23 protein-coding genes are annotated in these 21,324 nt (G+C 28.9%); 5 read left to right on the top strand and 18 right to left on the bottom strand.

The window, feature by feature from the left end; translation table 11 throughout:
* Window positions 1-6 precede the first annotated feature (6 nt).
* Genes Q3223_RS12135 through hadA form a run of 7 tightly spaced genes read right to left on the bottom strand, consistent with a single transcriptional unit; the run spans window position 7 to window position 7,468 of the window.
* On the bottom strand, window positions 7-1,044 hold the full coding sequence (locus tag Q3223_RS12135; protein WP_021382901.1) for an electron transfer flavoprotein subunit alpha/FixB family protein: 1,038 nt from the start codon (window positions 1,042-1,044) through the stop codon (window positions 7-9).
* Between the two features lie 18 nt (window positions 1,045-1,062).
* Entirely contained in the window at window positions 1,063-1,848 is a 786-nt protein-coding gene (gene etfB, locus Q3223_RS12130; RefSeq protein WP_054268938.1) for an electron transfer flavoprotein subunit beta, read from the bottom strand.
* Window positions 1,849-1,880: 32 nt separating this feature from the next.
* Entirely contained in the window at window positions 1,881-3,014 is a 1,134-nt protein-coding gene (gene acdB / locus Q3223_RS12125; protein ID WP_021382942.1) for a putative isocaproyl-CoA dehydrogenase AcdB, read from the bottom strand.
* Window positions 3,015-3,061: 47 nt separating this feature from the next.
* Entirely contained in the window at window positions 3,062-4,189 is a 1,128-nt protein-coding gene (gene hadC, locus Q3223_RS12120) for a (R)-2-hydroxyisocaproyl-CoA dehydratase subunit beta (RefSeq protein ID WP_054268937.1), read from the bottom strand.
* A complete protein-coding gene (gene hadB, locus Q3223_RS12115; RefSeq protein ID WP_074179972.1) occupies window positions 4,189-5,415 on the bottom strand; it encodes a (R)-2-hydroxyisocaproyl-CoA dehydratase subunit HadB in 1,227 nt (408 codons plus the stop codon). Before hadB ends, hadC begins: the two co-directional genes overlap by 1 nt.
* A 14-nt stretch (window positions 5,416-5,429) precedes the next feature.
* The gene (hadI, locus tag Q3223_RS12110) at window positions 5,430-6,230 is read right to left on the bottom strand and encodes a 2-hydroxyisocaproyl-CoA dehydratase activator HadI (RefSeq protein WP_021382982.1); all 801 of its coding nucleotides are present in this window, start codon (window positions 6,228-6,230) and stop codon (window positions 5,430-5,432) included.
* A gap of 38 nt (window positions 6,231-6,268) precedes the next feature.
* The gene (gene hadA / locus Q3223_RS12105) at window positions 6,269-7,468 is read right to left on the bottom strand and encodes an isocaprenoyl-CoA:2-hydroxyisocaproate CoA-transferase HadA (protein WP_054268935.1); all 1,200 of its coding nucleotides are present in this window, start codon (window positions 7,466-7,468) and stop codon (window positions 6,269-6,271) included.
* A gap of 676 nt (window positions 7,469-8,144) precedes the next feature.
* Between hadA and Q3223_RS12100 the strand changes: the two genes are divergently transcribed.
* The 3 genes from Q3223_RS12100 to Q3223_RS12090 all read left to right on the top strand — a co-directional run bounded on the left by Q3223_RS12100 (window position 8,145) and on the right by Q3223_RS12090 (window position 10,619).
* Window positions 8,145-9,143, top strand: a complete 999-nt coding sequence (locus Q3223_RS12100) for a D-2-hydroxyacid dehydrogenase (protein WP_054268934.1) — start codon at window positions 8,145-8,147, stop codon at window positions 9,141-9,143.
* Between the two features lie 325 nt (window positions 9,144-9,468).
* Window positions 9,469-9,996, top strand: a complete 528-nt coding sequence (locus Q3223_RS12095; protein WP_054268933.1) for a TIGR04002 family protein — start codon at window positions 9,469-9,471, stop codon at window positions 9,994-9,996.
* Between the two features lie 26 nt (window positions 9,997-10,022).
* Complete coding sequence (locus Q3223_RS12090; RefSeq protein WP_167639817.1) at window positions 10,023-10,619, top strand: TIGR04100 family radical SAM protein; 597 nt, start codon at window positions 10,023-10,025, stop codon at window positions 10,617-10,619.
* Window positions 10,620-10,797: 178 nt separating this feature from the next.
* Here Q3223_RS12090 and Q3223_RS12085 read toward each other — a convergent pair whose 3' ends face one another.
* From Q3223_RS12085 to Q3223_RS12035, 11 genes are all read right to left on the bottom strand, one after another.
* Window positions 10,798-11,661, bottom strand: coding sequence for an EamA family transporter (locus Q3223_RS12085; RefSeq protein ID WP_054268931.1), 864 nt, complete (start codon window positions 11,659-11,661; stop codon window positions 10,798-10,800).
* Between the two features lie 53 nt (window positions 11,662-11,714).
* Window positions 11,715-12,650 carry a D-aminoacyl-tRNA deacylase gene (locus Q3223_RS12080; protein ID WP_223152932.1) on the bottom strand — a complete coding sequence of 312 codons (936 nt, stop codon included), beginning with the start codon at window positions 12,648-12,650 and terminating at the stop codon, window positions 11,715-11,717.
* 71 nt (window positions 12,651-12,721) lie between these two features.
* On the bottom strand, window positions 12,722-13,273 hold the full coding sequence (locus tag Q3223_RS12075; RefSeq protein WP_054268930.1) for a helix-turn-helix domain-containing protein: 552 nt from the start codon (window positions 13,271-13,273) through the stop codon (window positions 12,722-12,724).
* Window positions 13,274-13,498: 225 nt separating this feature from the next.
* Window positions 13,499-13,990, bottom strand: a complete 492-nt coding sequence (locus tag Q3223_RS12070; RefSeq protein WP_021382913.1) for a hypothetical protein — start codon at window positions 13,988-13,990, stop codon at window positions 13,499-13,501.
* Window positions 13,991-14,018: 28 nt separating this feature from the next.
* Window positions 14,019-14,579, bottom strand: a complete 561-nt coding sequence (locus Q3223_RS12065) for a 5' nucleotidase, NT5C type (RefSeq protein WP_407812040.1) — start codon at window positions 14,577-14,579, stop codon at window positions 14,019-14,021.
* 151 nt (window positions 14,580-14,730) lie between these two features.
* Window positions 14,731-15,888, bottom strand: a complete 1,158-nt coding sequence (locus Q3223_RS12060) for an SAM-dependent methyltransferase (RefSeq protein WP_223152931.1) — start codon at window positions 15,886-15,888, stop codon at window positions 14,731-14,733.
* Window positions 15,889-15,924: 36 nt separating this feature from the next.
* Window positions 15,925-16,863 (bottom strand): hypothetical protein, encoded by a 939-nt coding sequence (locus Q3223_RS12055; RefSeq protein ID WP_407812039.1) that lies wholly within the window; start codon window positions 16,861-16,863, stop codon window positions 15,925-15,927.
* A gap of 86 nt (window positions 16,864-16,949) precedes the next feature.
* Window positions 16,950-17,642: a metallophosphoesterase gene (locus tag Q3223_RS12050; RefSeq protein ID WP_054275721.1), complete on the bottom strand. Its 693-nt coding sequence runs from the start codon at window positions 17,640-17,642 to the stop codon at window positions 16,950-16,952.
* A gap of 109 nt (window positions 17,643-17,751) precedes the next feature.
* Window positions 17,752-18,564 (bottom strand): GTP pyrophosphokinase family protein, encoded by an 813-nt coding sequence (locus Q3223_RS12045; protein WP_054268925.1) that lies wholly within the window; start codon window positions 18,562-18,564, stop codon window positions 17,752-17,754.
* A gap of 50 nt (window positions 18,565-18,614) precedes the next feature.
* Window positions 18,615-19,526, bottom strand: a complete 912-nt coding sequence (locus Q3223_RS12040) for an MBL fold metallo-hydrolase (RefSeq protein WP_054268924.1) — start codon at window positions 19,524-19,526, stop codon at window positions 18,615-18,617.
* Window positions 19,527-19,566: 40 nt separating this feature from the next.
* Entirely contained in the window at window positions 19,567-20,316 is a 750-nt protein-coding gene (locus Q3223_RS12035) for a YkgJ family cysteine cluster protein (protein ID WP_243194164.1), read from the bottom strand.
* Window positions 20,317-20,404: 88 nt separating this feature from the next.
* Here Q3223_RS12035 and Q3223_RS12030 point away from each other — a divergent pair, with 88 nt between their 5' ends.
* Both Q3223_RS12030 and Q3223_RS12025 read left to right on the top strand, forming a co-directional pair.
* Entirely contained in the window at window positions 20,405-20,656 is a 252-nt protein-coding gene (locus tag Q3223_RS12030; RefSeq protein ID WP_054268922.1) for a hypothetical protein, read from the top strand.
* Between the two features lie 225 nt (window positions 20,657-20,881).
* Complete coding sequence (locus Q3223_RS12025; RefSeq protein WP_054268921.1) at window positions 20,882-21,301, top strand: hypothetical protein; 420 nt, start codon at window positions 20,882-20,884, stop codon at window positions 21,299-21,301.
* Window positions 21,302-21,324: the final 23 nt, after the last annotated feature.

Genomic DNA, 21,324 nt, shown 5'->3' with positions numbered 1-21,324 from the left:
TATCAATTAAGCTTTTATAGCTTCTAATAAATCATCAACGCTATCTAATTTATCTATAAGCATTGGTACTATTTCATGTAAATCTCCAACTACTCCATAATCAGCGATTTCTAAAATTGGAGCTGCTGGGTTTTTGTTTATAGCAATTATGAAATCTGATGATTGCATACCTGCTAAATGTTGTATTGCTCCTGATATACCACAAGCTATGTATAGGTTTGGCTTAACAGTAGTTCCTGTTTGACCTACTTGGTGAGAATGGTCTATCCATCCAGCATCTACAGCTGCACGAGAAGAACCAACTACTCCACCTAATTTGTCAGCTAATTTCTTAAGCATTTCAAATCCTTCTGGTCCACCTAATCCTAAACCACCTGATACTATAACATTTGCATCTGTAAGAGATACTAAATCTTTTTTAGTTTTAACTGTTTCTAAAACAGTAGTTCTTATATCATCTTGAGTTATTTTATAGTCTAATGCTATAACTTCACCAGTTCTTGTTTCGTCTTGCTCAGCTTTATCCATAACACCAGGTCTAACTGTAGACATTTGAGGTCTATGGTTTGGACATATGATTGTAGCCATTATGTTTCCACCAAATGCTGGACGAGTTTGTTTTATTTTCTTATCTTCTGGGTCTATTTCTAACTTAGTACAGTCAGCTGTTAATCCAGTTCCAACTCTTGAAGCTATTCTAGGTGCTAAATCTCTACCTATATGAGTTGCTCCGAAAAGCATTATTTCTGGTTTTATTTCATCTATTGCATCTTTTATTACTTTTGTATATGCATCAGTTGTATATTTTTCTAAAAGAGCATCATCTGCAACATAAACTTTATCTGCTCCAAAAGTGATTAACTCTTTAGCTAATCCATCAACATCTTTTCCTAATAATACTGCACAAAGCTCAGCATCTACTTCTGTAGCTAATTTTCTTCCTTCTCCTAATAATTCGATAACTACTGGAGCTATTTTTCCTTCTCTTTGTTCTGCAAATATCCATACGTTTTTATAAGAACTTAAATCTTTTATATCATTCATAGTTTGTACTCCTCCAACTTATATAATGTGCTTTTGTTTTAGACCGATTATTATTTTGTTAGCTATTTCATCAGCTTTACCTTCTAAGATTTCTCCTTTTCCTCTTGGCTCAGGAGTAAATGATCTAAATACTTTAGTTGGTGATGCTTTTAAACCAACCTCTTCTTTATTTACATCTAAATCATCAATTGTCCAAACTTTTACATCATGTTTATATGCTTTTACTATTTTATCAACAGACATGTATCTAGGTGCATTTAACTCTTTTACTGCTGTTAAAAGTACAGGTGTACTTACTTTTATTAATTCATATCCATCTTCTAATTGTCTTTGAACTATTATATCTTTTCCTTCTATTTTGAAGTCTTGTACATATGTAACTTGAGGAATGTCTAATTTCTCTGCAATTTGTGGTCCAACTTGTGCAGTATCTCCATCTATTGCTTGTCTTCCTGCAAATATTATGTCATAATCTCCAACTTTAGCTATACCTGCTGCAATAGTATTTGATGTAGCCCAAGTATCAGCTCCTCCAAATGCTCTATCACTTAATAATATTGCATCATCAGCACCCATAGCTAAACACTCTCTTAGCATAAAGTCTGCTTGAGGAGGTCCCATTGTTATAACTGTTATAGTTACATCATCATGCTCATCTTTAATTTTTAAAGCTTCCTCTAATGCATTAGCATCATCTGGGTTTAATATACTTGGAACTCCATCTCTTATAAGAGTACCTGTTTCTTTATTTATTCTTACTTCGTTAGTATCTGGAACTTGTTTTACGCAAACTAATATTTTCAAAGTCTATACCTCCAATTTCATTAGATTATTTATTATTTTAATACGTTTGATGAAATTACCATTTTTTGAACTTCTGATGTTCCTTCGTATATTGATACGATTCTAGCGTCTCTGTACATTCTTTCGATTTCATAATCTTTTATGAATCCATATCCACCATGAAGTTGTAATGCTTTGTAAGCAACTTCATTTGCAACTTCTGCTGCATAGTATTTAGCCATTGCAGATTCTTGAGCAACTCTCATTCCTGCATCTCTCTTTTGTGCTGCATCGTAAACTAATCCTCTAGCTGCACAAACTTTTGTTTCCATATCAGCTATAGTAAATTGAGTATTTTGGAATTTAGCTATAGGCTTACCAAATTGAACTCTTTGTTTTGTATATTTAACAGCTTCATCTAAAGCACCTTGAGCAATTCCTAGAGCTAGAGCAGCAACACCTATTCTACCTACTTCTAAAGTACCCATTGCTATTTTAAATCCATTACCTTCTTTTCCTATAAGGTTTTCTTTTGGAACTTTAACATTTTCAAATATTAAGTCAGAAGTTTCAGTTCCTCTTATACCCATTTTATCTTCATGAGCTCCTGTTGAGAAACCGTCCCATTTACTTTCTACTATAAATGCTGATGTACCTCTAAGACCTTTACTTCTATCTGTAACTGCTATTACTATAGCTATGTCGCAGAATGGTCCATTAGTTATGAAAGTTTTTCTACCATTTAAGATGTAGTGGTCTCCAACTAATTCTGCTGTTGTTTGTTGTCCACCTGCATCAGAACCAGCTCCTGGCTCAGTTAAACCAAATGCTCCTATTAATTCACCTGTTGCTAAACCTTTTAAGTATTTTTGTTTTTGCTCTTCAGTACCATTGTAAAGTATTGGTAATGTAGCAAGAGAAGAACCAGCTGTAACAAAAGTAGCTGTTGATGCACATCTTCTAGCTATTTCTTCCATTATGATAGCATAAGAAACATATCCTGCTCCCCCACCACCATACTCTTCTGGAATATTACTGCTTATAAATTTTGTTTCAGCTAATTTTTTGATTAATTCCTTAGGCATTACACCTGTTTTATCCATTTCTGCTGGTAAAGTATCTAATTCTTTACTAACAAAATCTCTTACTGCTTTTCTTAAAAGTTCTTGTTCTTTGTTATATAACATAGCTTCCTCCAATTTTCACATTTTATAGTAAATTTATTTTAATGAACTTACGCTAAACTCATCATCTCAGCAAAAGTTTGAATACGAGTTCTGGCTTGTTCATTATTCTGAGTTTGTTGGTCAATTTCAACATATAAAGTAGGTATTCCACTATCTTCTATATCTTTTTTAACTAAAGGATAATCGTATTCTTCTGGGTCACAGAACTTCATCATACAGAAGATAACACCATCTATATCTTTCTTTTTAACTTCATCTACTATAAGTGACCCACGTTTTTTCTTAGGGTCATAAGCTAATGAACATCCTTCTATGTTTGACCATTGTCTTGCTAATCTTTCTAACGCATCATCACCTGCTGGTACATCTGTTCTGAATTGTCTTGTTTCTTGAGCTAAATCATCTGCTACAACTGATATATTGTTGTCTTCTAAAATATCTAATATATCTTTAGAATCAGCTACTATACCTGTTAATAAAACTTTCTTTCCAGAACAGACTTCTTCTGGCATAGCATTTAATTTTGCTATTAATTCTTTTACTAATTCAGTGTGTTCTTCTTTTCTCATAAAGAATCCACTTTTGATTACTAAGCTTCTTACTGATGGTTTTATAGTATTAGAATGTTTATAAGCTACTTCAACAAAGTCTCTCATAGTTTTTCTATGTTCATTGTAAACTTCTATACTTTCATGAATTTTTGCTTCTTCTATTTCATAACCACATATTTCTTCAAGCTCTCTTTTTACACCTTTGTACTCACTGATTAGGTATTTTACACCAGCTTCAAGTTTTCTATTTTGTGGATGTACTAATGATATATATTTTATATGAGGTACTGCTGATTTCCAGTTTTGTCCTAGACAAATTAATGTATCACACATACCTGGTATAATAACTCCAGATAATTCATCATAAGCACCTTTTAATCCATATTCTAAACATGATTGCATTATTGAACATGCAAATGCAGGGAAATATTGTTTAGCTAAATCTAATTCTGTTTGTCCTCCCCATATACCAACTGGAAGCATTCCAGCTGCATGTATAATCTCTTCTGGGCAGTAAACTGGGAAACAACCTATAGCTTTTTTACCAGTTTCATCTTTATATTTTTTTACAGCCGCATTTGGATTTTCAACTACTTCTTTCATTTTAGATAAAATAGCTTCCATTATATCTCACCTCTATTAAGTTTTTTTCTTTCTTCCATTACTTCAACTAAACCTTGAATTCTTGTTTCAAATTGAGCATTAGTAAAAGCTCTAGGATCTGCTTGGTCACCATCAAATCCAGCATATGGTAATCCAGTTTCTTCAGCTGCTCTTCTTTGCATTTCATATTGTATTAAACTCATAAGCTTACAGCTTCTGTTCATATGATAGAATGCTCCATCACATTTACCATCTATTAAAGAATCAACTCTATATTTTGTCATACGGTCTAAGTTTACATTGTTAAACATAGTACTGTATGCTACTGCCATTCCATCTAAATCATTAACTTCATATTGTAATGCCCAAGCATGTGGGTAAACACTACCTGTCATGTTAACTCCAAATTTAGCTAATGTTTTCATTTTGTATCCTATATATGGCCAACAAGGTATACCTTCCATCATTATTCTGTATTTTTCTTCTCCTCTGAAAGAAGATTTCCCAGTTTTCATGTTGTCCTCTAATTCTTCTATAAGTAACTTAAATGCTTCTGTAGTTTCTTTTTTACCTCTAGCACAAACTATTACAGCCATGTAAGTAAATAAGTCAAATCCATTCATTGGTGAAGGAGAAGAATCTGCTGGTAAACTCATAGAGTATTTCCATAGTCTTCCGTTCTCAGCTGATATTTTCATTACTTCTTCAAACTTCTTAGGGTCAAATTTCTTTCCTGATATAATTTCTAATTGCTTTATAGCTTCTTCAAATTGAGCTTTAATATAATCAATTCTTGATTGAGTAACTTCATCTTCATTATTGAAAGTTGTATCAATCATTATTAGAGGTATATCTAATTCTCTTGAAATATTTTCATACCATTTTATAACTTGGTTACATATATTGTTACAGCAAAGTAGGAAATCTGGAGCTGGCATATCTAAAGCTTCACAGCCACCATTTTCTAAAAGACCAAAATTTGTTCTTGCATATGCACATAGGTCGATAGAATATCCTTTAGATTCAGCCATTTCACATAATTCTAAAGAACCTTTTTTAGCCGCTACCCCAGCTGCTTGGTTTTCTGGATATAATACATTTAAGTCAAATACTTCTGCTAATTCTTGAGGAAATACTGATGTTGACCAACCTACAGGTCTTCCTTCTTCTTTAGCTTTAAATGCATTTGCATATTGTTCAGCTAATAAATCATTTATTACTACTCTAGCTTCTTTTTTTTCAGACATTTTCATCCCTCTTTTTATATATTTTTCACTTCTTTTTGTGATGTTTTCGCCTCATCAAAAGCGTATAATGCTGCTCCTAAAGCGCCAGTTAATTGAGGTATATCAGGTACAATAATTTCTGTGTTGATTTCTCTTGCCATAGCTCTTACGATACCACTATTTCTAGCAACTCCACCAACCATAACTACATTTCTTTGTACTCCTATTCTTTTTACTAGGCTAGAAACTCTCTTTGCTACTGAAGTATGAATACCTGCCACTATATCTTCAATTTTTGCATTTTCAGATAAATGTGATATAACCTCAGACTCTGCAAATACTGTACATGTACTGCTTATTGACACTTCATTTTGAGAATTCATAGATATACTTCCGAGTTCAGATACATCAACCTCTATTATCTTTGCCATTACATCTAAAAATCTTCCTGTACCAGCAGCACACTTGTCATTCATAAGAAAGTTTAGTAGTCTTCCATTATTATCTAACTTTAATACCTTTGCATCTTGACCACCTATGTCAATAATGGTTCTTGTCTCTGGAATTATGAAGTTTACTCCCCTGGCATGACAGCTTAATTCACTTATCTGCTTATCAGCATCTGAATAATTCATTCTTCCATATCCTGTAACTACAACTTTTTCAATGTCTTCTCTTGCAAGACCAGTCTTTCCATATAATTTTTCTAAAACTCTTGATGGTCCAGTAGTCCCAGTACCAGAAGATATTGTCTCATAAGCTACAATATCTTCTCCATCTTTTAAAATTACTCCCTTTGATGCAGTTGAACCTATATCTAATCCCATTGTGTACATCTTTAGTATTCTCCTTTTATAAAATCTAGAATTACTAATTAGTATCTTACAACTTTACTATCTTTGAAGTTATTTATTTTTTCTTCATCATAACCTAAAGATTTTAATACTTCTACAGTATGTTGACCTACTTTTGGTGCTGGTGTATAATCTTTTATTCCTTCATTTCTAAACATAACTGGAGTATTAACTAAGACACCTGTATTTCCGCTATCATATGTTTTCTTAAATAAGAAGTCGTTTGCCCAAGCTTGTTCGTCATCTAATAAGTCTTCACAGCTTTGGATTTTTTCAAATGGTAAGTCTGCTTCTTCTAATAGAGCTGACCACTCATCTAATGTTTTTTCTAACATAGCTTCTCCAACTATCTTAACTAAATCTTCAACATGATTAACCATTGAATCTATGTTATTGTATCTATCGTCTTCTAATATATATTCTCTATTTATAACCTTACAGAATTTGCCTAACCACTTGTTGTATTGTATTAAAGCTAATTGAATCCATCTTCCATCTTTACATTTATATGTAGTCATTAATGGGCTGTTTGGATTTTCTCTTGATAAAGGCATTTCATTTCCGTATTGTGCTGTTGTTATCATTGTTCCCATTCCATATATAGCTGTATGGAAAAGACTTACTGTTACTCTTTCACCTTTGCCAGTTTGACTTTTTTTATGTAATGCTGCTAAACTTCCTGCTGCTAATGCTAGACCTGCATAGTGGTCACCAAATCCTGCTGCTGTATTTGCTGGAGATGTTCCTTTTTCCATAACAGATTGGCTAACTCCTCCTCTTGCGAAGTATGCAGTGTAGTCAAATCCTGGTTTATCTTTTAAAGGTCCTTTTTCACCATATCCTAATATTTGAGAGAATATTAATCCTGGATATTTATCTTTTATTTGGTCATAAGCTATACCCATTTTTTCTAATGCTTGAACTCTAACATTAGTTACAAATATGTCTGCTTCTGATAATAATTTATGTAATATTTCTACTCCTTCTTTTGATTTTATATTAATACTTACACCCTTTTTATTTCCATTTTCTAATTCAAACATAGGGTTTTCATCATCTGATGCTGGAGATTTAAATGTTCCACCCATAACTCTTATTCCATCACCTTCTATAGGTTCAATCTTAATAACCTCTGCACCCCAGTCACCTAACATTTTTGCACAACATGGTGCTGCGATGAAACTTGAAAGTTCTACTACTTTAACTCCTTCTAAAAGCATAACGTTTTCCTCCTTAATAGTATCAATTATAAAATTTCGATTAAATCACTCATGAAATACCTTTTTCTGATATTAACTATTTGATGTCAAAGTTCCTAATCTTATCTAAAATAACTTAAAAATTATTAAAATTATTTTTTATTGTTTTATTGTCTTACACCTATATTGTTAAGCATTTATCGTGCCAACTTTATATTTAAGCAAAATATCGCTTGATTTGAATGTTTTTTAACAATATACAATTGAATTATTATTTTCATATCGTGGCATTATGCAACTCTCCATTGCATTTTGCTATCCTTTCTATGCATATAAAAGTTTTTTTTATATATTTTTTTGTGAAAAAGCTTGACATTTCAAAAAAAGTTTTCATTGCTAAACTCAAAAACACATGTTATCATTGTAATTAATCAGCAAGTTAGTTAACTAATTTCAAACTTAGATAAATTTTTAATAATATTTAATCTAAAAAATAACAATTTCTTTGATAAATTTTTAAAGCAATTATTACATTAAATAAAAAATAACTAAATATCGAAATATGACAGGGAAAACAATTTCAAAACTAAATTTTTAACCTTAAAAATTTTGTATAAAAAACATAGCCTTATATGTTACATATTATTTCTAAATGAAAGATTACCATATAATTTAATAATTACAGGAGGGTATTGATATGAAAATACTAGTATTTGGAGCACGCGATTATGAAGAACCAGTAATAAAACAATGGTCTGAAGAGCATAAGGATGTTCAAGTGGATATTTATCCTGAAAACATGACTGAAGAAAATGTGGTTAAAGCTAAAGGGTATGATGGTATATCTATACAACAAACTAACTATATAGATAACCCTTATATTTATGAGACTTTAAAAGATGCTGGGGTTAAAGTTATAGCTTCAAGAACTGCAGGAATGGATATGATACATTTTGGTTTAGTTAATGAAAATGGACTTATTGTTACTAATGTTCCTTCTTATTCACCTAATGCAATAGCTGAATTAGCTGTTACTCAAGCTATGAACCTTTTAAGAAAAACTCCTTTAGTAAAGAAAAAAGTCTGTGAAGGTGACTATCGTTGGATAGCTGAACTTCTTGGGACAGAAGTTAGATCTATTACAGTAGGTGTTATAGGTACTGGAAAAATAGGTGCTACTTCTGCAAAACTATTCAAAGGCTTAGGGGCTAACGTAATTGCATTTGACCAATATCCAAATAATGATTTAAATGATATATTAACTTATAAAGATACTTTAGAGGACCTTTTAAAAGAAGCTGACCTTATAACATTACATACTCCTTTACTTGAAGGAACAAAACATATGATAAACAAAGATACTCTAGCTATAATGAAGGATGGAGCTTATATAGTAAATACTGGTCGTGGTGGTTTAATTAAGACAGGGGACTTAATAGAAGCACTAGAATCAGGAAAAATAAGAGCTGCTGCCCTTGATACATTTGAAACTGAAGGATTATTCTTAAATAAAAAGATGAATCCAGGCGAATTAACTGACCCAGAAATAAACAAACTTCTTTCTATGGAACAAGTTATATTCACTCATCACCTTGGTTTCTTCACTAGTACAGCGATAGAAAATATAGTTTATTCTAGTTTAAGTAGTGCTGTAGAAGTTATAGAAACAGGAACTGCTACTAACAGAGTAAATTAGTATTTTATAAATATATTTTTTTATTAATTAGCTATTATCTAACAAAATAGCCTTTAATTTCCCAAATATAAGAGAGTCTATTGGGTAGACTCTCTTATATTATTTTTTTATCTCTAATTTATCCACTTCTAATACATCACATATTATATTCTACTTTGCCTACTACTCTATTCCACGTTTCTATTTATATACATTTGAATGGGTACAATCTATATTTTACAAAAAAAACACTAAACAAACTATGAAAATTGTATGATTAATATTAATATATGTATAAGAAAACATTACAATTATCTTAGTTTTGGATTTCTAGGGAGGGAGTATATTGGAAAAAATGAATAAAGTTACTTCTAAAAAAACGACCTATATTGTTACTTCTGCGTTATTTGCATCCATAATATGTTTGACAATAGCGTATATACTACATATCCCAGTGGGTGGAAATAATGGATATGTTCATATAGGAGATGCTTTTATTTATCTTGCTGCAACCATCTTACCAACAAACTACGCTATAGCAGCATCTGCAATAGGTGCTGGTCTAGCTGATTTATCTACAGGTGCTGCTATTTGGGTAATACCAACTATAATCATAAAGCCAATACTTGTATTATTTTTCACTTCTAAAAGTGACAAGATAATAAATAAAAGAAATATAATTGCTTCGATTATAGCAGGTATAGTAGGGTTAGTCTTATACATGTTTGCTGAAGGAATAATCATTGGAAGCTTTACAAGTGCATTTATAATGAGCTTACTTGGTTTATTACAGCCAATAGGAAGTTTTATTGTCTTTATAATTTTAGGTATAGCACTTGATAAACTTGACTTTAAAAGACGTTATTTTAATTAAGAATTTAAATTTATGGAGGGAAAATTATGAATATCTTATATACAATTGAAAATAGTATCTATGTAAATATAACTAATACATGTCCATGTAGTTGTGTTTTTTGCATAAGAAATGAAAAAGATGAAGTAGCAAATAGTGGTAGTCTATGGTTGGAACATGAACCAAGTATAGACGAAGTAAAAGAAGCCTTCAACAAATACAATTTAGACGACTACGATGAAATTGTTTTTTGTGGATATGGTGAACCATTAATGAGAATAAATGAATTAGTAGAAGTTGCTAAGTTTATAAAAGAAAAAAGTAACATAAAGACAAGAATAAATACAAATGGTTTAAGTGATTTAATACACAATAAAAAAACAGCTATCCTATTAAAAGATGTTATAGATGCAGTATCAATAAGCCTTAATGCTCCAAATAAAGAAGCATATAATAGAGTTACACAACCAAAGTTTGGAGAAAAATCATTTGATTATATGTTAGATTTTGCAAGAGATTGCAAAAAACACATAAAAGAGGTGGCTTTCTCAGTAGTAGATGAAATATCTCCAGAAGAAATAGAAGAATCTAAGCAATTAGCAAAAGAACTTGATATACCACTAAGAGTTAGACATAAGAACTAATAATTTGTGAGATTCATATTATATCAATATAAAAATCAATATAACCAAAATAGGGAATATAAACGAATTTATCTAAATAAATATGTTTATATTCCCTATTTATTATTTATTAATTATGTATTAGCTATTTATTAAACTGACTTTAATTATCTATACTTCTTTTTAATTAATGGAACGATTAAAGTAACAATAGCCATCCACCAATTAGTATTAAAATTGAACCTGGTATTTTTTCTTTTATATTTTCTTTGAATATAAAGTGAGCAAGTATCAAAGTTATTATCATAGATACCTGAGAAAACGGTTCAGCTATACTAAGCTCTAGATTATTTAAAGCGATTAATAATGCTAAATAAGAATATCCATTAATAGCACCACTTACAATTGAAAGACCCTTTTTATTACTAAAAATCTCATAAATTACTTTTTGCTTCTTTTTAAATGCTAAGAATACAAATAGATTTAATCCTACAAAGAAATAAAGTATAGTCGAATATAGTATAGGAGATACTTGTACAAAAAAAGCCTTATCCAGCACTCTCCCTACTGATTGTAAAAATATGTACAAAAACATTAGTCTACATGGCAAGTTGTTAAAAATCACGGATACATTTTTTAGAAAAGAACTTACTTTTTTTAATATGAACACTCCACCAATCATAACTATGATTCCTGCAACTTTGGCTAAACTTAAACCTTCACCTAAAAATATAACTGATAAAAGTAATAGAAACAAAGAATTTAAACTGTTTATTGGAGTCACAAGTGAAACTTCACCAGTTGCTAAAGATGTCACATATGCTACTGAGCCAATTGAGTAAACTAAGCTACTTATATAACATGGTATTAAAAATGACCAATCACTAACTTTATACGTTAAACTAAATGGAAGTAAACATACTCCTCCAATAAAGAAAAATAAAAATGATGAAGCTATATTTTTATAAATATCACCTTCTTCATCGCCTAATAACCTTACAACTACTCTCTCAAAAGCTAATAGCACTACTCTAATTAATAATGCAAAATAAGATAATATCATTTTTGACCTCACTTAAAAATTAATCTGACTTATTATTTATATTGATTATATAGCTACCATATAGGCAAATCTTTTGGATTTTTTAATATTTTATGTTTAAATACAGGGACATTAAGTTTTTCACCTAATTTACGACATTGCTCTTTATAAGTACCTTTTAATTTATCATGAAAAACTATACCATCAATTCCACCTTCAATACTATTTACACACTTCTCTAATTTTTCAAATCCAAATTCATCATCATACATCCCACTTACAATCCACTGATTTGGCAGTACATGTCCAATTGATATGTTATATTCTTTATTTTTTATAATATCTGCAAAAGATTTTTCAAAATGAACCCCTCCAACACATAATAAAGTTTTTAAAGGTTCATCATTATCAAATACTCTAACCAGTGCTTTTGCTAATACTTGTATTGCCATCTTATTATTAAAACTATCACTACTACTTCCTATCTCTATGTCTAACATAGGTACAGAATATTCTGTAATTAGTTTAGATTCTTCACCATATGTTGTGCCAGACCAATGGGTTGCTTCTGTTAATGTAGTAAATTCATCAAGTGAAGTTTCATTTTTTATATCTTCAATTGCATTAATTATGTTTTTAAAGTATCTTGGGTTAGAATTTCCAAACTCTCCTGTTGGTACATCTCCAATTGTATGAGCTGTTAAAATCTGCTCTGGAGCATTTTCCCCCTCATGCCAATTTACAACACCTGCAAAATTATAATCTTTGAAATATTTATTTAAAATTGGCAAGTAATATTTGTAATTATGACTTATTACATCTTTTGTCTTTACAAACTGAAATAAATTATTGTCTTTATCTGTAAATTCTAATACAAAACTTTCATCAATGACAATATCACTTTGCTTTAAATCCATCATTTCCTCACAACATTTAATCACACTATTTGCTACTGGGTCTTTCTTTAAATCATTACAAAAGAAAAAGACAGCTTTTTTGTTAATCATCATAAATCACACTCCTATTATTTAATCTCATACCTAAAAACATCTAAATATAACTATATACTTCACCAAATTATTTATACATAATATACTACCATGCTCATTTTAGCTATACCCTTACCTGAGTTTCTATATATATGTGATACATCTGCTTTAAATCTTATAGAATTTCCACTACACACAACATAATCATCTCCATTTATTTTGATGGTTACCTCACCACTAAAAACAGTTATAAACTCTTGTGTCCCTGGAAGTTCAGCATTTGAATCTAAATTTCCACCCTCTTCTATTTCAATCATAAATATTTCGAATCTTCTTTTAGAATCAAATGGAAATATCGGATAACTTATATATTTTCCATCATCCTCAATAAAATGGTCCACATCACTTTTTTGAACCAATTCTATATCACTTTCCTGTCTCTCCATCAATGATGTAAATGAAATTTTTAGTCCATTAGTTATTTTCTTTAAAGTAGATATAGTAGGATTTACCTCACATTTCTCAATTTGGGACAACATACTCTTACTTACTCCACTAAGTTGAGCAATCTTATCTAAACTAAGGTGTTTTTCTTTCCTTATTTTTTTCAAATTTTCTGAAATTATTTCATTTAAATTTTGCATACATTCTCCTCCTGCTATACTAAGCTAAAAATAAATCATTTAGTTGTTTAATACATTTAGTAACTCAACTCTATTTTTCCATTATACTGTACATTATGTTTAATATACATTACTTTTTTAATAATGTAAATAGTTTTCTGAAACTTTGTGAAAATGTACAAATAAAAAAACTAGTAACCAATGTTTTTACAAGGCTACTAGTTTTTAACACCATACGATTCCATTTTAACTATAAAACTTAGATGCACCTATAAGCTGTCTTTTAGAAACAATCTTAGCTAGGTTTGCTAATGAAGAAATTTTTATATCTTTAAAAGAAACTAAAAATACAAACTTAAAATCGGTAAATTCTTGATTTATATTGTATATATCAAAATAACATCTCAAATTATCAAATAAGTAATTTTCTTGTAAATCTGCTTCTATCTCATCAGTAGCATCTTTTAAATAAGCTCTTACATCTTCAAATAAAACATTGAAATAAGACTCATCTATTTCTTCACCCAATTCTTCTAATATTTCTTCTATATCTAAATCATCCATATCAAAAGAATTTCCTGTCAGTTGACAATCAAACACTAATATGTTTTCTTGATTTATAGTATTTGATATATCTTGTACATATTCAAAGTCTGGACGTAATTCTAAAATATCTTTTACTTCACTGCTCTTTACATGAATCTTTCCTTTTCTATTTTCAAGTTTTAAATCTATCATATGCTCCCCCTTTCGATTTACAAATCTTTTAAACACTTTGTTTTATAATTTTTTCAATATCTATCCAATTATTAACTCTAACTATATTTTGATGTGTAATATCTTTATTATAGTTAGTATCTAGAAGTATTACTTTAACTCCAGCATTAGCTAATTGTACTGAGTTTAAAGGATTATCTTCTATAAATATATCACAACTCAGCTCTCTTGCCTTTTCAACTTTATAATCACTTCCTAATAAGTAAACATCTATATCTGAAAATCCTTGTCTCGATAGCCAGTTTTTAGTTACATCAGTTAAACACTCATGTCTAGCTGTTACAAAAGATAACTTATGTCCTTTAGATAATGTGCCAATTACCTCAGTAGCACCCTCCACAATCTTTGCTTCATCATATGAATGTATATACTTATTATTAAATTCTGTATATACATCTCTTATCCCTGAACCATATAATTCTTCCCAATTATGTGTTATACACTCTGCTTCAGTTATGTTTTTATTAAAAATATCATTTAGGTATGGAAGAAAATGATAAGGGCTTGTTATTGTTCCATCTATATCAATACATATATTTAATTTGTTCATTTTTACCTCCATGTAACGTTTATTGATTTGATTAATCACATATTATAGCACAGCTTTAATTATAAATCAAAACTCTGGATATGACTATACCTATATAATACCAAAAAGCTTGCATATTTAAGCAAGCTTTTTGTAAATTTTACATTTTTAACTAATATATAAGTTTTTCTAAAGTTGGTTCAACTCCAAATTGAGCTTTAAGCTCTCTATATTCTTTTAATGCTTTTTCATTATTTGTTTTAGTTTTTATTGCTCTTATCATTAAATTTTTTGGTGTATCGAGTGGAGATATGTATTCTACTACAGAAGTATCATATCCATTGCCTTCTAATAACAAAGTTCTTAGACCATCAGTTATTAAATCTGCAAATCTAGCTTTAAATACTCCATGTTTTAATATTGGTTCCATAGATTCATATTTATATTGCCCTAATAATTCCTTATGGCAACATGGTACTACTACTATAGCTTCGGATTTTGCCCTAATTCCTAGACCTATTGCCATATCTGTTGCTGTATCACAAGCATGTAGACTTATCACAAGGTCAACATCTCTATTTGGTGTATAATTAGTCAAGTCCTCTTTTATAAACGACATATTTTTATATCCTAAGTTTTTAGCCATATTTCTTGATGCTTCTATAACTACATCTGAATAGTCTATTCCTATAAAATAACAGTTTTTCTTTAGCACTTCTTTTATATAAAAGTTTAAAACAAAACTTAGATAAGATTTACCACAAGCACAATCCAAAATTGTTATACAGTCTTTATCCTTTATTTCCTTTAGAATACTATCTATTAATTCCACAAAATGGTCTATCTGATTGTACTTTCTTATTTTATCATTTTTTATCTTACCATCTTTTGTAAGTACCCCAATTTCTTTTAAAAGTGCATTTGCCTGTCCTACTTTTACATAATAATCTCTGTTTTTTATTTGAGATGCTGTAAATTCATCTATTTTAGGTACTTCTTCTATGTTGTCTAGATACTTTACATTTACCTTCTTATTATCGCCTTCGATTACAACAATAGTTCCTCTCTCAATATATTTAAATACTAAACTATCATAGTTCTCTGCTTCTTTAGAAATATTCTTAAGCAATTCATTAAATGTATATAAATCTGATTTTCCTTTAAAATTAAATTTATACTTATTATCTTCCTCTGTTGCCACTCCTTTAAATTCTTTTCTTCCAGATTTAAAAATCACTTCTAACTCAATAAAAAAATCCCTATTATCAAGGTTTCTTTGAGTAATCCCCATAAAAAACATATTTAGTTTTCCAATACTCTGCTTATTCATCTTAATCTCCCTTTTAACTTATATGCTTAATTCTTATTAATCAATACTATTTGTTTCTGCTTCATTTATTTCTTCTTTTAAATCATTCAATCTATTTTTAAAACTTTCTATCTGCTTATCTGACAAGTCAAGATACTCAGTTATCTTCCCTATATATTTAGGGCTTTTAGTATTTATTAACTTTAAAGCACTTTCCATAGATTTTTCTCTAAGTTCATATGCTTTCTTTACATCATCTCTAGCATTGCTCAATGTTTCTGTATACTCTTCCTTAGAAAGTTCTGGAATCTGCATATTTTCATACTCTTTTACAACTTCTTTACACTTATCTCTAGCATTTGTAACATCTTTTTTTATACTAGACAATTTAGTTATATTTTTTGCTATGTCCTTAGTGTAAGGAATACATTCTCTCATTGGAACCAAAGCTACTCTTTCTATATTATAGATTTCTTTCTTAAAAATTCCTATACTTTCTATATCTATTTTTTTTATATCTTCACTATTTTTTTCTTTGTTCGTTTTATTACTACTTTCTTTTGTTGTATTTTCTTGTTCTTCTGATTTATCATTTGCTGAAACATTATTCTCTGAATCACTATTTTCTTTTAAATTCGTATTCTCTTCATTACTTTCGTTATTTTGTTCATTTTCATCTTGTTTACTATTTAATTCTTTATTATTTGATGCTTCTTCATTATTTACCTTATTCTGTTTTAAATCAGTACTTTCTTTTTCATTAAAATTTGATACATACTTTTCATCATACCTCTCATCGGAAATATAATTGTGATAATACATAGATTCTTTTATCTTATTAAGTCCACTCATATAAATATTACTTATCATTATTGTTGTAGCTAATACCACATAAATACTACTGTAGATACAAGACCTCTTAAAATTCTTGTAATTTCTGAATATCACTACTAAAGGAATAAGATATAAAAATATAAAAACTAATATCCACCTCATAAGTCGTGTCTCCTTTCTCAAAACCGAAATCCCTCAAATATTTATTTTTAATCATGTATCTTATAGTATTTACCAATTTATGTTTTTTAATCGTTAACTTTTATTAATTTAAATTCTGTATAGTCACAGGATGCTAATATATATTCTACTCCATTTCTAATTCCCTTTAATCCCATTTTAAAAGATTCTTTTCCATGTAAATGACCATAAATCACTTTCTCTACGTTATATTCTTCAAATAGCTTTGTAAATAAAGATTCTTCTAATTTATCATTTGTAGGAGGATAATGAGTAATCACAATTATTTTTGAGTGACCTCTTTTGCGAGCAGACTCTAATGATAATCTCAGTCTATTTTCTTCCCTTTTATAAACTTTCTCATCAGTCTCATCAAATTTGACATCATTAGGGCATATCCAACCCCTACCACCACAAATTGCATAATCTTTATATTCATAGAAATTTGTCTGAATGAAACTCATGTTTTCGTATAATTTATTTAAACTTGTAACAGTTGTCCACCAATAATCATGGTTTCCCTTTATAAGTATTTTCTGTCCTGGAAGTTCGCTTATTATATCTAAGTCTTTTTTAGCTTCTGATAAATTAATTCCCCAAGATGTATCTCCTAATACTAAGACTAAATCTTCTTCCTTAACAACTTCTTTCCAGTTATCTATAATCTTCTTTTCATGACCATCCCAATTACTTCCAAAGATATTCATTGGCTTATTGACTGATGTTGAAAAATGTAAATCACCTATAGCATATAAACTCATAATATCATTCCTTTCTTGATTACACTAAATAGGCTGTCTCTTTTTAGAAATTATTTTCCATTAAGAGGCAGCCCCATTAATATTTAGCAAATTTTCTATAAGTAGCTTTTTATTGAACTACTTTATCATCTACCTTAGTATTTTTATATTGCTCCAGTAATATATCTATTTCTTGTTTTAATTCCAATATCTCGGTTATATTTTTATCTGTTTCAGTTCTATCCAATTTTCTTTGATACTGCATAGCTTTGTGTGTGTCCCCTAAGTCATATAATTCTTGTATTCTATTTAGAGTATCTCTAATAGCTATAGATTTCATTTGATACATAGCCTGAGCTTTCATTATGTCCTCTCTTATTTCACTCATTTCTTGGTCTAAAAGAAAGGCAGCATCAGATGCTCTTCTAAGTCTTTCGGCAAGAGTCTCAGGTATGTAATGGTCATATTTATATTTTAATGAATGTTCTATTGTAGCCCAGAAATTCATTGCAAGAGTTCTTATTTGTATTTCACATATAATTTCCTTTGAACCCGCAATTGAGTTTATAGGGTATTTTATTATAACATGATAGCTTCTATAACCACTATCTTTGTAATTTGTAATATAATCTTTTTCTCCTATTATAGTCATATCATTTCTTACTTTTATCAAATCAACTATAGCATATATATCTTCAACAAACTGGCACATTATTCTTATACCAGCAATATCATCAATTTCAGTTTCTATATCTTTTGCATTTATCCTTTTTAATTTAGATATTATGGAAGATATTTTTTTTGTTCTGCCTGTAACAAACTCTATGGGAGAATATTCACCTTTTGCTAAATATTCTTTTCTTATATTTTTAAATTTTATTTTTAGCTCTTCTACTGCATGTTCATAAGGCGCTAGTATTTCATTCCATTTTTCGTATTCCATATTGCTCACCCTTTATTTGTTTTTTATGACCTTCTTTATTTTATCATAATTTATTTTGTTTTTGTATAGTAAAGCAATTCCCCATTCTCCAATATATATCCTATTTCTCCTAAATCAACTAAGTAACTTATAACAGATACTAATGAAGATTTAAAAAAATGATACTCTTTATAATTATTGCTTAAATTATTGTTATTTATAATGTTTTTTAATAAAATTTCTAAAGATTTAGGCTCTTCAAGTAACTTTCTTATTTGATATAGATATTTTTTTAGAGCATTTAAATGTTTTTCGATTAATTCATAAGAATCTTCCTTTGATATTACTTGCTTGCCATGCCCTAAGACTAAGTACTCAAAATCTATATCTTTTAATTTCTCTAATGAATTTATTTGTTCTTGTATATCATATAAAAACAAGAAGTCATATTTTGATAGAATTTCATCTCCTATCAATAAATCTCCAACAAAAATTACCTTATCCTTTGTCAAAACAGCGACACTTCCAGGTGTATGACCTTGAAATTCAATTATATCAAACATTTCATTATTTAATTCAAGCTTACCAGCTTCTATAGATTTATCTATTTTTATATCATCCAAAAGTTTATTTTTTAAAATATTATCCATAAATACATTGCTCTTTCCCCCGACAATATACTTTGAAAATAGTTCTGGATTTTCTATATATAATTTATCGTATTTTGATGACATTATACACACATCTTTATAATACTCTTTAAATTGATTACATGCTCCATAATGGTCATCATGACCATGAGTGTTTATAATATATTTAACTTGTATTTCATTTTCATCTAAAACTTTATTTACTCTCCTAGGTCTTGAACCACATAACCCTGGGTCTATCATAAGTGCTGTATTATCTTCAAATACATATATTCCTGTATTCGTGCCACCTTTTATAAAAAAGGTATTTCCTTTTACTTTTGTAAGATTCACCTTCTTCACCTCATTTTGACAATATTTATGCTACAATTTATTACTTACTAATATGAGAATCTACAAGAACAATCCTTTTTATTCTATCAATAGTTCTTCTTCTTATTTTGTACTCTTTAGATATCCTTATTTTTACATTATAGGATAAGCCTCTATAAAGTAATGACTCTATAAAATATTCAACTATCCCTCTATCTCTAAAATCTATATCTATGAGTCCATTAGAATAAATCTTTGAATCTAATATCATAAGTTTATCAGAAAAACTTAATCTCTCAGATTTACTTAAATAATCCTTGTCTGGAACAAAGCTATCACAGTAATTTATTCTATAATTTACCACTTCATCATTTATTTCAAATCCATATTGTTTCTTCATCAATATTTTATAATCGTTATTTTTCTTAGTGACATTATCTAAATTTTTATTATAGTCCTCTTTTTTCCAATGTCCAAACAGTCTACAATTTAATGGTCTAACTTCATATATTAAACATCTATTATTATTATCTTTAAATGGACATGCATTCTTTCTTGTATACTCTTCAAAGTAGTAATCTAATACCTTACTTATACAACTTCTTTTTAAATCAACTCTATCTTCAAGATAACAAAATATATTCAAAAACTCAATTAAATTTATACCTACTGATTCCATACAACAACTTCCACATCCAGAACAATTTCCTGTTGGCAAAGATTTATATACATCATTTAATTCATCAAAGAGCTTATTTTTAATGGAATAATCTATACAATTTAAAATATCTTTATTTTTTATACTAGTCATTATTATTACTCCTTGTTATAATTATTAAGTTAATACAAACAATTATTATAACATATTTTTAAAATTTAATCGCATAAGGAGGCATTTTATGAATAGATATACAAAAATAATTAATATGATGGGAAGTTATTACACAAAAGACTTTGAGAAAGAAAAAAAGAATGTAATAAAGGTTAGAGAAGTTAAAGAAGATACTGTTAGAAAATTTTTCTTACAAGGTGACTGTGAAGTTCTTGTAGTATTTGAGGATACTGGAAAAGAAATACTTATTGATGACTTTTCTCCTGAAGAAGAAATAAAAAAATATTTAGGACCAAAATTTGTAAATAAAAAAAGATAGATACCAAAAGTAATTCTAAAATTAAAATTTAATAAATGTATGGTTATAATTTTATATACTCATAGTTAAAAGTTATCTTTTATTTCTTTTTTAGACTTTAAGATAGCTTTTTTTCTATTTTTTGTAAAATAATCTCATAATTCACATTAATAATTCACAAAATGATATAATATAACAAATAGATAAATTTTAAAATATATAATTAATGTTTTGCGAGGTGATTTTATGCAAATTTATTTTAGAGTTAAAGCCGTTGGCAAACGTAAACCTATGCTAGAACTTACTCCTTTTGATTTATCTGACAACATCAATTGCCTAAAAGAGGCTATCTCTGAAATTGTATCTAAAAATGTTCTTGAATATAATGAAAAAATCCCAGAAAAATCAATAATAAACTTCTTAACTAATGAAGAAATTGAATCTCAGGCTGATATTGGAAAAGTTGGATTTGGTTCTATTTATAACGAAAATAAACAATCTGTAGAAAAAGCAATAGAAGTTGCATTACAAGCATTTGAAGATGGAATTTACAAGGTGCTTATAAATGAAGATGTTATTGAAGAACTTAATTCCCCTATAAGTCTAAAAAATGGAGATATATTTACCTTTATAAGACTTACCCTACTTGCTGGAAGAATGTTTTAAAATAAATAATTTGGAGGTACATA

This window comes from Clostridioides sp. GD02367 (genome assembly GCF_045900275.1).
Classification (GTDB): Bacteria; Bacillota; Clostridia; order Peptostreptococcales; family Peptostreptococcaceae; genus Clostridioides; species Clostridioides difficile_A.
This window is presented reverse-complemented; position numbering and strand designations above follow the sequence as displayed.